This window comes from Winogradskyella vincentii (assembly GCF_020166345.1).
GTDB classification, from domain to species: Bacteria; Bacteroidota; Bacteroidia; order Flavobacteriales; family Flavobacteriaceae; genus Winogradskyella; species Winogradskyella vincentii.
In genome coordinates this window covers 382921-397261 of the sequence record NZ_JAIUJS010000002.1, presented here as the reverse complement: position 1 = coordinate 397261, position 14341 = coordinate 382921, and the positions used below count along the sequence as shown (strand labels likewise).

General features: G+C 33.4%; 8 protein-coding genes. 5 read left to right on the top strand and 3 right to left on the bottom strand.

Translation table 11 applies throughout. The annotated features are described in order from the left end of the window. Window positions 1-60 precede the first annotated feature (60 nt). From LBV24_RS04950 to LBV24_RS04940, 3 genes are read left to right on the top strand one after another with little or no spacing between them, the layout of a single operon-like run. A complete protein-coding gene (locus LBV24_RS04950; protein WP_224477483.1) occupies window positions 61-924 on the top strand; it encodes an aldo/keto reductase in 864 nt (287 codons plus the stop codon). A gap of 5 nt (window positions 925-929) precedes the next feature. Continuing rightward, window positions 930-1682, top strand: a complete 753-nt coding sequence (locus LBV24_RS04945) for an SDR family NAD(P)-dependent oxidoreductase (RefSeq protein ID WP_224477482.1) — start codon at window positions 930-932, stop codon at window positions 1680-1682. Window positions 1683-1702: 20 nt separating this feature from the next. Beyond that, the gene (locus LBV24_RS04940) at window positions 1703-2836 is read left to right on the top strand and encodes an ATP-binding protein (RefSeq protein ID WP_224477481.1); all 1134 of its coding nucleotides are present in this window, start codon (window positions 1703-1705) and stop codon (window positions 2834-2836) included. Between the two features lie 217 nt (window positions 2837-3053). On the opposite strand, the gene LBV24_RS04935 is transcribed toward LBV24_RS04940, so the two are convergent. The 3 genes from LBV24_RS04935 to amaB all read right to left on the bottom strand — a co-directional run bounded on the left by LBV24_RS04935 (window position 3054) and on the right by amaB (window position 7332). Beyond that, the gene (locus LBV24_RS04935) at window positions 3054-4247 is read right to left on the bottom strand and encodes a DUF1501 domain-containing protein (protein ID WP_224477480.1); all 1194 of its coding nucleotides are present in this window, start codon (window positions 4245-4247) and stop codon (window positions 3054-3056) included. Window positions 4248-4264: 17 nt separating this feature from the next. Beyond that, window positions 4265-5635, bottom strand: coding sequence for a DUF1800 domain-containing protein (locus tag LBV24_RS04930; protein ID WP_224477479.1), 1371 nt, complete (start codon window positions 5633-5635; stop codon window positions 4265-4267). Window positions 5636-5778: 143 nt separating this feature from the next. Then, window positions 5779-7332: an L-piperidine-6-carboxylate dehydrogenase gene (amaB, locus tag LBV24_RS04925; protein ID WP_224477478.1), complete on the bottom strand. Its 1554-nt coding sequence runs from the start codon at window positions 7330-7332 to the stop codon at window positions 5779-5781. A gap of 122 nt (window positions 7333-7454) precedes the next feature. Here amaB and LBV24_RS04920 point away from each other — a divergent pair, with 122 nt between their 5' ends. Together LBV24_RS04920 and LBV24_RS04915 are read left to right on the top strand one after the other, a co-directional pair. After that, on the top strand, window positions 7455-8525 hold the full coding sequence (locus LBV24_RS04920) for an isoaspartyl peptidase/L-asparaginase family protein (protein WP_224477476.1): 1071 nt from the start codon (window positions 7455-7457) through the stop codon (window positions 8523-8525). Between the two features lie 179 nt (window positions 8526-8704). Next, the gene (locus LBV24_RS04915) at window positions 8705-14275 is read left to right on the top strand and encodes an Ig-like domain-containing alpha-2-macroglobulin family protein (protein WP_224477475.1); all 5571 of its coding nucleotides are present in this window, start codon (window positions 8705-8707) and stop codon (window positions 14273-14275) included. Window positions 14276-14341 lie beyond the last annotated feature (66 nt).

The following is a 14341-nucleotide window of genomic DNA, read 5'->3' as shown; positions in this document are numbered from 1 at the left end:
ATAAAGTTTTCGTTATTTTTATGCTTCAATAAATTGTTTCACTAACACATCTTATATCCATTGAAATATTCTAAAATAATTGCAGGTACAATGACTTGGGGAAATTGGGGCAAGAAAATGTCTAAAAAAGAAATGGGAGCACTAATGCAACATTGCATTTCTCAAGGCATCACAACCTTTGACCATGCCGACATTTACGGTGCCTATACTACAGAAACCGACTTCGGTAATGCACTAAAAAGTTCAGGAATTGTCCGTGAAGATATTCAGTTAATTTCTAAATGTGGAATTCAATACGTATGTGAAAACCGCGACAATAAGGTTAAGCATTACAACTACAGTAAGGATTATATTATTTGGTCTGTTGAAGAATCCTTAAAAAATTTGAATACGGAATATTTGGATTTGTTGTTATTGCATAGACCAAGTCCATTAATGGTTGCCGAAGAAATTGCTGAAGCAATTACCATTCTTAAAAAAAATGGGAAAATTAAAGAATTTGGTGTTTCAAACTTTACGGCATCTCAAATGGATATGGTTGGCCTAAGAATGGATATTGATGTTAACCAAATAGAGTTTTCATTAACTGAGCATTCTGCAATGCATGACGGAACATTAGATTATATGAAAACTTGCGGAATTCTACCTATGGCCTGGTCACCTCTAGGTTCGGTGTTTAGAGAGGATAATGAACAAACCAGACGCATACATAAACAACTTGGTCAATTACTAGATAAATATAACGCTACTGAAGACCAACTTTTATTGGCATGGACCTTAAAACATCCTGCCGGGATTATTCCAGTTGTTGGTACAACCAATAAAGACAGACTTAGACAAGCAATGGAAGCAACGAAAATAAACTTAGAGTTAGAAGATTGGTTTTTAATATTAGTTGCCTGTCAAGGGCATAAAGTTCCATAAAAAATATGAAAAAGACAGCATTAATTACAGGCGCAACCAGTGGAATTGGACGTGCGACAGCACATGTCTTCGCAAAACATGGCATAAATTTAATACTCTGTGGTAGGCGCCAGCACAGACTTGATAGCGTTCAAAAGGCGCTTTCAAGAGAAACTGATGTACACACATTAAATTTCGATGTACGAAGTAGAGAAAAAACGCTTGAAGCTATTTCTTCTTTACCTGACGATTTTAAAACCGTTGACATCTTAATAAATAATGCAGGAAATGCGCATGGTCTTGATCCAATACAAACTGGGAATCTTGACGATTGGGATGCCATGATGGATATAAATGTTAAAGGATTACTATATGTAAGTAAGGCAATAATACCTGGTATGACTGAGCGCCAATCTGGCCACATTATTAATATTGGATCCTCAGCTGGGAAAGAAGTCTATCCTAAAGGTAATGTGTACTGTGCCAGTAAACATGCAGTGTTAGCAATAACTGAGGGTATGAGAATAGATCTTAATCCATTTGGAATTAAAGTAAGTGCCGTTAATCCAGGTTTGGTTGAAACAGAGTTTTCACAAGTTAGATTTAAAGGCGGATCTCAAGCTGATAATGTTTACAAAGGATACAAAGCTTTACAAGCAGATGATATTGCAGAAATAATTCATTTTGCTGTTACTAGGCCGGCTCATGTAAATCTTGCTGATGTACTAGTTTTCCCGACAGCTCAGGCAAATTCTGTTACGTTGAAAAAAACTCAATAATTGCCATGCAATAAACCCTTATGATTAATAAACGCCTTTTAATAAAAAACCTTCTCGCTCATAACGATGAGAATAGTTTTTACGACAAAAAAAGAAAGGTTGATATTAGTTATAAAGAGGGTAAGGCAAAATTTTTAAAACATATCTGTGCACTCTCCAATAGCAACCCAAGAAACAACTCTTACATTGTAATTGGGGTACAAGATGAAGACAATAAAATTATTGGTACTGATTTTTTTGACGACAGTAAAATTCAGAACTTAATTAATGCCTATCTTGATAATCCACCTATTGTTCAATACGAAAATATTCCTTTTCCACATTTACCAGATGATAAGGTAGTTGGGTTAGTTACAATCCGGCCAATTGACCAAATTACGTCGCTTAGAAAAAATATCTGGAAGTATTATGGTGGTTCAGTATTTTTTAGAGATGGAAGTATGAGCATGCCTAAAGTATTTGATATCGAAATAAAGGATGTAAACTCAAAGATTGTTTCTGCTATTGAAAATCATGCCCAAAATAATATTGAATTAACTTTAGATGGTGTTTTTGATTTTTTGAATAAAAGAAAAGATTTTGAACCGCAGTACAAAGTTTTTAAAGAGTACTTTGTTTTGTGTTGGTCTGGCGATAAAAAACAAGTTAAAGAAGAAGTGTTTTTTTCTAGAGTAGATATTGAATTGATTAATGAACAAGTGCGTTTATTTTATTCAGCACTTGATGAAGTCTCAATAACTTTTGACAACCATTCATTCACTATCGTAGAATATGTTAGGCTTGGTCTTCAAAATTCGTTTAAATATTATCAGTTAGAAGAAACAACTATTAGTTTTGATAACAATGCCAATTACACTATAAATGCCAACCTCATTTTTGAACCACCTCAATTCAATAGGAAAGTTCTTCATCATATATATAATACCAACAATACAATTTTAGAAAAACTAGAAAAGGGATTGGTTCTGGGAAATCATGAGATTATAGATCTTGAAAACTTAGCGGCAAGTTATCTTATTTGCTACTTAAACCGTTTTGAAGATGCATTGCCTAAGTTGGAGTATGCAAAACCATATATTAAAAAGTATAGTGACACACTCTATAAATCCTATAAAGAGACCATTAGAATTTTAAGAAAAGTAAGGTATAGTTGATTTAATCGGTGAAAGCTGTGGTTTTAACTATCTTTTCTGCATCTTGTCGATTGTCCGAACATTAAAATTACACGTTATACATTTTTTTTAGCCATTCATCATAATTTTTATTGAGACATAAAATTTATGTGCATCTTTGACTTGCTATTAATCAATTTATATAAACCTTGCAGCAATAGGATGTTATCCTTTTTGAGGCAAGGTTTTTACTTTTTACCTAAATAAAGTTTAATTTGCTAAATGATTTATTGAGTATTCTTCTATCATCAACTTCCAACCAATTATTCAAAATTGTAGCATAAACTTCTCTAAAATCAATTTCATATTTTAGATCTCCATTATCATCTAGATCTTTTAAATTGGCTAATTGATTATAAAAACCCGCACGTTTTAGATTTTCACCAATTACAAAAATATTGTTTGCTGCACCATGGTCTGTACCATCACTGTAATTTTGTTCTACACGTCTTCCAAATTCAGAAAATGTAAGGATAAGGGTATCTTTAAAAGTGTTGTTCCGCTTTAAGTCCTTAACAAAAGCATCGACAGCTTCTGCGTACACCTTGAGTAAATTCTCATGCTTATTGTTCTGAAAAGCATGTGTATCAAAGCCGTTTAATGTGGTGTAATATACGCTAGTATCAATGCCAGAATTTATAAATTGTCCAACTACTTTTAACTGAGATGCCAGACTTGATTTTTTAGGGTAACTCTCAGAAAGTTTTGAATCTAATGTCTTTTCATATAAGTATCTCGCAGATGATTTTGCATCAATCATTGTTTGATACAAATATCCAAGATTATGTTCTGTTAAATGGCTATTGTCATAATGAGATAAAATAGAATTGAAGTCAGATTCTTGCAATGATCTATAAAGTTGCTTGGCTTGCTTTGTCGCAATACCGTTTAATCTTTCTCCTCTTAAGGCTAATGCTAAATCATCGTCAATTTGAATAGCATTATAAGGCTTTCTTCCATAATTATCTAAATATCTGCCTATCCAACCAGACTCCAATATATTTTCGTGATCACTTGCAGTATGCCAAATATCAGTTGAAGTAAAATGAGAACGGCTCGGATTTGGATATCCAACATTGTTAATAATACTCAAATATCCGTCGTCATATAATCTTTTTAAAGGGGCTAAACTCTCATGAAAGCCTATTTCATAATTTAATTTAATGGTATCACTTTTTTTTATTGCGATTTTTGGACGAGCATTATAGTAAATATCATTGTTTATAGGAACAATAGTGTTTAAACCATCATTTCCACCCATAAGATGTATTATAACCAAATTTTTATGACCAAACTTATTTGGAAACGCACCTTCAAAAGCTTTTAAAAAGCTAGGTACAAAAGCCATGGTCGTTGCTAATGCACTGTTTTTAATAAATTTTCTTCTCTTCATCTTAATCTCGTTTATGCCTAGCACATTTGATACTCAGGCAGTGACATTAATTTTACTAAGTTTTTTTTGCTTGGTCGTTTACCGAAACTGGAAATATAGCGTTCTGTACCTCGATTTATATCGCATAATATTAATGTCTCTTTAAGAGTGTTCAATGATAATTTTTTTACACTCTTTCTATAGCTCTTCCAATCAACATATACCGTTAATTTTTCTTGATATTTATTCTTAACAGAAACTATTCTCAAGTTTTTAAGATTGCCTCTATATTGGTAGGTATAACTTTCTTTTTCTAAAATCATAGAAGGTAATTTAATACGCAACATTAAACTATTTGTTGTTATCCAATACTTACCACCTTTCCATCCTGCAACATTTGGCGGAAATAATAAAAACTGATCTAATAAATTCTGTAGTCTAAAGAGTTCGTTGGTTTTAGTAAAATAGACAGGAACCGTGCGCTGAATACCAACAATGAGGTCAATTGGTGACTTTATCTTTGTCCCAATATTTACATCATCATAAAACCAATCTGACATAAAAACGAAACGCATAAGTTTTTCGATATTATAGTTGCCATAAAAAACATCAACCATTTTATCAACATGATTCTGGTTAATATCAGAATTAACAAAGTAACCATAGATTTTTTCGCATACATGTCTTGCACATTGCTTTTGACTCAATATAATATCAATAATATCATCCCCATTAAATCTACCTTCTTCTCCAAAAAATTTCTTTATCCCATTGTCATGCCTCACCTTTATATATCTGAAACTCCCATCATATTTGTAATGGTAACCTGTAAATGCTCTAGCACTCTCTTTAATATCCTTTTCAGTATAATTCCCTTCACCTAGAGTGAATAGCTCTAATAGTTCACGTGCGAAATTTTCATTTGGACTATCTTTTTTGTTTTGATTTAAGTTTAAATACTTAATCATTGATACCTCCTTGGAAATTGCTTTTACGAAATCCCCAAAATTACCCAATGCATGTGTCCTTAATGTGGTATTATATTTTAAAATGTGATTAGTTGCTACGTCCTTGCATACAAAATGATTGGCCCAAAACAGTGTCATACGCTCCCTTAATACCCTAGGTGTTGTTTCTAATCGCTTAAGCCAAATTGTATTTAATATTTTCGTTTCTTCTCTATTTCTAGTTGCAAATTCTCTGCGCTTACTCTTATTATTTTTTAAAAGACTTTGCGGATAAGATTTTAAATATGAAAGGTCTTTTTCTAATGGGACTACGGATTGTGATTCTTTAAACAAATTACCAACCACCTTTTCCTTACTTAGCTCAGACAGTTCAAGCAGTTCTTTAGGTTTTAATCCAAAACCTGCTCGCCAATATAAATGAAGTACGTGTCTTTGTTTCATATTAATATGACCAATTTATGTATCAATAGTTTAAAATACAAAAATTAACAGAACTCTCTGTTACCTTTATATTTAAGAGGCAATATCAATAAAAAAGTCACATCCTTGGATGTGACTTTGTAACTTAATTTTTAATAGAAATACTATAAATCAAACTTAATACCTTGAGCAAGTGGTAGCTCTGTGGTATAGTTTATTGTATTAGTCTGTCTTCTCATGTAGATCTTCCAAGCGTCAGAGCCAGACTCTCGGCCACCACCAGTTTCCTTTTCTCCTCCAAAAGCTCCGCCAATTTCAGCGCCAGAAGTACCAATATTTACATTGGCTATACCACAGTCAGAACCAGCATGTGACAAGAAACGCTCAGCCTCTCTCAAATTATTAGTCATAATTGCGGATGATAATCCCTGAGCAACACCATTTTGAATATCAATAGCGTTTTCAACATCACCAGTATATTTTAATAGATATAAAACAGGTGCAAATGTTTCATGTTGAACAATTTCAAAATCATTTTGAGCTTCTGCAATTGCAGGTTTTACATAACATCCAGATTCATAACCTTCACCCGATAAAACGCCACCTTCAACAACAACTTTTCCACCTTCGTCAATCACCTTTTCTAAAGCGTGTTTATACATTTCTACCGCATCAGTGTCAATCAAAGGTCCAACATGATTATTTTCATCTAATGGATTGCCAATTCGTAATTGTTTATATGCATCTGCAACTGCATTCTTTACCTGTTCATATATAGATTCATGAATAATTAAGCGACGAGTACTAGTACAGCGTTGACCACAAGTACCAACAGCTCCAAAAACAGCACCAATAACAGTCATCTTAATATCTGCATCTGGAGTTACAATGATAGCATTATTCCCTCCTAATTCTAATAATGATTTCCCTAATCTACCAGCAACTTTCTTTGCAACAATTTTACCCATTCGAGTTGAACCGGTTGCAGAAACTAAAGGTACACGTGTATCTTTAGTCATCATTTCACCTACCTTATAGTCTCCATTGATTAAACAAGAAATACCTTCAGGCAAATCATTGTCCTTTAAAACTTCAGCTATTATATTTTGGCAGGCTATACCACAAATTGGTGTTTTTTCGCTTGGTTTCCAAATACAAACATCGCCACAGATCCATGCTAGTGCTGTATTCCATGACCATACAGCAACTGGGAAATTAAACGCAGAAATTATCCCAACAATACCTAATGGATGATATTGCTCATACATTCTATGACCAGGTCTTTCTGAATGCATTGTCAGCCCATGCAACTGTCTAGACAATCCAACGGCAAAATCACAGATGTCAATCATCTCCTGCACCTCACCTAATCCTTCTTGGTAAGATTTACCCATTTCATAAGATACAAGCTTTCCTAAAGCCTCCTTTTTTTCTCTAAGTTTTTCACCAAACTGCCGTACAATTTCACCACGCTGTGGTGCAGGCATTAATCGCCAAGATTTAAAAGCCTTTGTGGCTGAAGTCATGGCCTTCTCATAATCCTCTTTTGTTGTTGATTTTACAGAAGCAATTAATGCTCCATCCACTGGAGAATAGGACTCTATTAATGGCCCATTTGAGAAATTGTTAGACCCTGTTGAAGTTCCTTCATTTATGGCTTTAACACCTAATTGTTTTAAAGCATCATTTATTCCGAAATTGGTAGCAACTGCTTCCATATTGACTTAGTTTTTGTGAATTATTAAATTTTAACGCGAAGTTACTAATAAATTGTCAGTTTTACTTGAAGCAAACCACTTAAAAATGTAACTTTATTGCACTAGAAAAACCAATTCAAAACATGAAAAAATATATTCTTTATTTCCTTACATTAATTGTCTTTTTTAATTGTAAAAACGAACCAATAAATAATAGTAATCTTTCACTTGCAAACAATAGTGAAAAGGCAGGATTTGCCATAATAATTCATGGAGGTGCTGGCACTATTTTGAAAAAGAATATGACACCTGAACGTGAAGCTGAATATAGGGCCATACTAGAGAAGGCTATTAGAGTTGGTCACGATATTCTACAAAATGGAGGTAGTAGTTTAGATGCTGTAGAAAAAACAATCAATGTCATGGAAGATTCTCCTTTATTTAATGCAGGTAAAGGTGCTGTTTTTACAAATGCCGAAACCAACGAATTGGATGCTTCTATTATGGATGGTAGCAACTTAAACGCAGGCGCATCAGCCGGTACAAAAACCGTTAGGAATCCTATTAACCTAGCAAGAGCTGTAATGGAAAAATCAGATCATGTAATGCTTTCAGGGGAAGGCGCAGAAATATTTGCCAAAGAACAAGGATTAACTATTGTTGAACCTGAATATTTCTATACAGAAAGACGATTTAAAGGGCTTAATAGAGTGAAAGAAAAGCAAGCCAAAAAAGAAGAAAATATAGATATGGAATCTGCGTTTATTAATTTTTATGATGAGGACATAAAGAATTCTAAATTTGGTACAGTTGGATGTGTGGCACTAGACAAAAATGGAAATATTGCTGCAGGCACTTCAACTGGAGGAATGACAAACAAACGCTATGGTAGAATTGGAGATGCGCCTATTATAGGTTCTGGAACTTACGCTAATAATGCAACCTGTGGTGTATCTAGTACTGGTTGGGGAGAATACTTTATTCGAGCACAGGTCGCACACGATATTTCTGCATTAATGGAATATAAAAGTCTTAGTCTCCAAGAAGCGGCGAAAATTGTATTAGATAAAGTTAAAAATCTTGGAGGTGATGGAGGAATTGTTGCTCTTGACAAAAACGGTAATATGGTGGCAGAGTTTAATACTGCAGGTATGTACCGAGCTCAAATGAATGATAAAGGTGAACTTTCTATTGGTATTTATGAAAATGAATAGTCATTTATTTTTATTTTACTCAATAAAACTCCTTTGATTAAGGTAAAGGGTTAATTAACTTTAAGAACAATTTAACAACGGCTTAAAATCTAAAAGCTCAAAACAAGGCGTACTTAATTAACAAGAAAGTACCTACCTCTCTTTTTAAGTCGAAGTTTCATTCTAAATCCATCAACCCTATGCAGATCAAAAAGTATTTCGCTTTTGTAGTCCTCTTGACTCTAGCAATTTCGTGCAAAAAAAAGCCCGTAGAAACCGATAATATATTTAAGTTTAGGGATTATATAAGTTATACTACATCAGGTTTGGTTAGTGTTATTGAACCGGTTAAAATAAGCCTAACCGAAGCTGTTGATGGATGGAAAACTAATGAAGAGATAGACACTGATTTAATTGAGCTTCAACCTTATGTACAAGGAAAACTTCAAGCTTTAAATAATCATACAATAATATTTACACCAGATGAACCATTAGAACCATCTACAGAGTATACAGTCAAGGTAAAACTTGCCAAGATTTATAATACTATTCCAAAAGAGTTTGAAGACTATACCTTTCAATTCAAAACCATAACACCAAGTTTCAATATAATTACCAATAACCTTCAATCTTATAGTAAAGAATGGCAATACATTCTTGGTCAAATAAGGTCTGCCGATGTTATTTCATTAAATGATGCTAAAACTTTGGTAAAGGTTTCTCAAAGTAAAAATGAGTTAAAACTTATTTGGAATGAAATTGATGAGTACTCAAAATATTTTGAATTTAGGATTGACAGCATTAAGCGTAACATTGAAGACAGTGAGCTTTCAGTTTCATGGAATGGTAAAGCAATTAAAGCTGAGAACAAAGGGGGAAACACTATTCTCATTCCGGGTAAAAACAATTTTACGGTAGTTGAAACCGAAGTTGTTCAAAATCCTGAACAATATTTGTCAATTAACTTTTCTGATCCTTTAAAACGACAACAAAATTTTGCTGGATTAGTAAACATTCAAGGTGTTCAAAACCCGAAGTATGTTGTAAATGGTAACGTTTTAAAAGTATATCCCAACACAAAATTAGTTGGCGACATTCAAGTTGATGTATTTACTGGTATAAAAAATACAGATGATTTTAAATTAAAGAATCCATTTTCAAGGCAATTAACTTTTGAAGAACTCAAACCACAAGTAAGGCTTATTAGCAATGGTTCCATTTTACCTAATTCCAAAGATTTAAAAATAAATTTTGAAGCTGTTAATCTAAGTAAAATTGATGTAAGGGTTATAAAGATTTTTGAAGATAATGTACTGCAATTTCTTCAAGAAAATAATATGAACAGCAACTATGAAAACTCTATAAAACAAGTTGGTCGTAGAATTGCCAAAGAAACAATCACACTTATTCAAGATGAAGCACAAAGCACTGGAAAATGGAAGGCTTATAGCCTAGATCTAGCAAACTATTTTCAAACAGATCCTGGTGCTATTTATAGAGTTGAGCTCAGCTTTAAACGTAGTTATTCTTTATACGATTGTACTTCAAGTTCAGAAACAACAGAAATTGATGAGGACGATTATTATGACGACTATTATGAAGAGGACGTTTATACCTCACAAGAGTTAACACCAGAAGAAGAGGAATTGCTTGAAGAGCAATACTGGGATAACCTAAACTATAATTACAGAAATTCTAATTATAGATGGCGAGACAGGGAAAATCCTTGTACGGATTCTTACTTTAATTATCAAAATCGTTCTATTGCCTTAAACCTTATTGGGTCTGACTTAGGTGTAATTGCCAAACAAGGGAATGATAATAATTACTTCTTTGCTGTAACCAATATTTTAAATACAAACCCTGTTTCAAATGCAAATATTACCCTTTATAACTATCAACAGCAAAAATTGGTTGAGGGCCAGACTAACAGTGAAGGTATTACGAAAATAGAAGCAAAAAAACGTGCCTCATTTGCTGTAATATCAAAAGGAAATAGCACAAGTTATATCAAACTTTTTGATGGTAATTCACTATCACTAAGCAAATTTGATGTCTCTGGAAATAAATTACAGCGTGGCTTAAAAGGATACATATATGGAGAGCGTGGTGTTTGGAGGCCAGGAGATAGTCTTTTCCTAACATTTATATTAAATGATAAGGCTAATAAATTACCTAAAAGGCATCCTATAAAATTGGAGATAACTGACCCTGTTGGTAAACTCGTTTACAGAAAAGTGTCAAAAGATAATCTCAATAATTTCTACGATTTCAAGGTGCCAACCTCATCAGATTATAAAACCGGTAACTACAATGCAAAAATTTCAGTTGGAGGCGCATCATTTTCTAAAGTATTAAAAATTGAAACTGTTAAACCTAATCGATTAAAAATAAAGGTTGACTTTGAGAATGACATTTTATCAAAAGAAGACCCATTAAACGGTACGTTGAATGTAACGTGGTTACATGGCGCACCAGCAAAAAATATAAAAGCTGAAATTAATGGCAAGTTCACCAGTACCAACACTGCTTTTAAAGGATTCAATAATTATATATTCAATGACCCAACACGAAATTTCAATACTGAAGAGTCTAACATTTTTGAAGGTAATTTGGATAGTGAAGGAAATGCTTCTATTGATACAGAATTGAATCTTGGCAATAATGCTCCCGGCATGTTAAATGCACAATTTTTGGTTAGAGCATTTGAAAATGGTGGTGATTTTTCTCTTGATGCATTTACTATGCCATATGCACCTTATGAAACATTTGTTGGTTTAAAATCTCCAAAAGGTAATTATTATGGCTCCTATTTTACTGATGAAAACCACACCTTTGACGTTGCAACAGTAAGTGCTGACGGAAAGGGAATATCTAGAAACAATCTTGAAGTTAAGGTTTATAAAATAGAATGGCGATGGTGGTGGAATTCTTCTTATGATAATTTATCAAGTTATGCTTCAAGTAGTTACCATAGACCTGTTCAAGAGTTTAAAATTAGTACTGATGAAAAAGGTAAGGGCAGTTTCAAACTTAAAATCCCTGAAAATGAAAGAGGGAGATATCTTATAAGGATATTAGATCCTGCAAGTGGTCATGCAACTGGTAGAACAGCATATTTTTATAAAAACTGGTGGTCTAATTCTACTTCAACAGATAAAGAAGCCGCCAAAATGTTGGTCTTCTCAACAGACAAAAAGAACTACAATGTTGGTGAAATTGCAAAGCTTACTTTTCCTTCTGGTTCAGAGGGTAGAGCACTTATAAGTATTGAAAATGGAACTAAAGTTATTAGTCATCAATGGGTAGAAACAAAACCAGGTGAAACCACAATTGATATTCCGGTAACATCTGAAATGGCACCAAATATTTTTGTGAATATTTCTTTATTACAACCACATGCTATTACTTCTAACGACTTACCTATTAGGCTATACGGTGTAATCCCGATGATGGTTGAAAATCCTGAAACAAGATTGGAACCTCAAATCAACATGCCAAATGTTATTAAACCTGAACAAAATTATGAGATAAAGGTTTCTGAAAAAAACAACAAGGCCATGACATATACTATTGCTGTGGTAGAAGATGGCTTACTTGATTTAACTAGATTTAAAACACCTAATGCTTGGAATAGGTTTTATTCTAGAGAGGCATTAGGGGTGAAAACTTGGGATATTTTTGATGATGTTATTGGAGCATATTCTGGGAGTATTGATCAAGTGTTTGCCATAGGAGGTGATGGTAGTGCTACAAAAGGCAAAAACAAAAAAGCAAATCGTTTTAAGCCTGTAGTTACTTATTTAGGTCCTTTTTTATTGGATGCAGGAAAAACCAAAATACATAAACTCGAAATGCCAAATTATGTAGGTTCGGTACGTGCAATGGTAATTGCTGGTAATAATAATTCAGAAGCTTATGGTAGTGCAGAAAAATCTGTGAAAGTTAAAAAGCCATTAATGGTATTGGCAACCCTTCCTCGTAAATTAAGTCCTGGCGAAAAAGTTACCCTTCCAGTTACTGTTTTTGCAATGGAAAGTAAAGTTAAAACTGTAAACCTTCAGCTAAAATTAAGTGATGGCATTACTATAAAAGGTAATAAAACCCAAACTCTAAATTTCGCTAAGCCTGATGAAAAGATGGCCTATTTTGAGCTAGATGTTACTCAAGCCAAAGGGATTAATATTATAGAAGTTATTGCTTCGGGTAATGGTGAAAAATCAACTTATAAAGTAGAAATTGATGTAGAAAACCCTAATCCATATACATCCCGTTTAGTAGATAGAGAATTAAAAGGAATTGGCACAACTGAAATTAAATTTGAAACTTTTGGTGTTCCCAGAACAAATTCAGCTACAGTAGAATTCTCTACACTACCACCAATGGATTTTACCAAGCGTCTTAATTATCTCATTAGGTATCCTCATGGCTGTGTAGAACAGACGACATCTAGTGTTTTTCCTCAATTATACCTAACAGATATTTTTGACTTAACGGACCAAAAGAGAAGACAAGTTCAAAATAATATAGAAAACGGTATAAAAAGATTAGGTCAATTTCAACAACCAAGTGGTGGAATGAGCTACTGGATTGGTGAAAATTCTGCTAATGATTGGGGCACAAGTTATGCAGGTCATTTTATGATTGAGGCAGAAAACAAAGGATTCATTTTGCCCTTAACTTTTAAAAGTAATTGGATCGCCTATCAAAAACAAGCATCTAGAAATTGGAGGCCAAGTTACAGGTATAATAATGATTTAGCTCAAGCATACCGACTATATACCTTAGCATTAGCGGGTAGTCCAGACTTAGCATCGATGAATCGACTGAGAGAATTTGAAGACCTATCTAATGATGCTAAATGGCGTTTAGCTGCTGCATATGCATTAGCTGGCCAAAAGGAAGCTAGTGAAAGTATTTCTAATGAAGCAAACATAGACTTTGAAAGTAGTAAAGACAATTATTACACTTATGGTTCTGTACACAGAAATAGAGCAATGGCATTAGAAGCCATGTTATTGACAGACAATTCTAAAAAAAATGATATAGCCAAACAAATTGCAAAATCACTTTCTAGTAAAGATTGGATGAGTACCCAAACAACGTCATATAGTTTATTAGCCATGGGTAAAATGATAAAGGAAAATGGTGGTAAAGAATTTAATCTTTCCTATACAATCAATGGTAAATCAGAAACTATATCTGCCAAAAGTGGTGTTGCACAACGAAATATACCAATTGTAGATGGCGAAAACCGTATTAGCATAAATAACACTAAGGAAAATGTCATATATGCAAGGATTATTAACTCTGGCAAATTAAAACTTGGAGAAGAAATTGCTGAACAACGTGGTTTTTCAATTTCAACGGTTTATAAAGATTTAAATGGAAATAAAATTGATGTTAGAAAACTTCAGCAAGGTCAAGACTTTGTTGCTACAATTAGCATAACAAATCAAACAAGTAGCAAAGTAAAGGATGTTGCATTAACACAAATATTTCCTTCTGGTTGGGATATCGTTAATACAAGATTTACAGACTTTGGCGATACAACGCTTAGTCAGGCAAGATACACAGACATAAAAGATGATAGAGTGAATTTTTACTTTGACATGGATCGGAAAGGTAAATATGGCACCATGACATTTAATATAATGTTAAACGCCTCTTATCTCGGTCGCTACTACTTACCAGGAACGCAAGCTGAAGCCATGTATGATAATGATTATCTCGTTAGAAATAAAGGCCAATGGGTTACAATTGATAAATAAACAAATTTCATAAACTAAATAAATCCAGAACAAAACCGCTAATAATGTTCAACACAAAAATTAGAA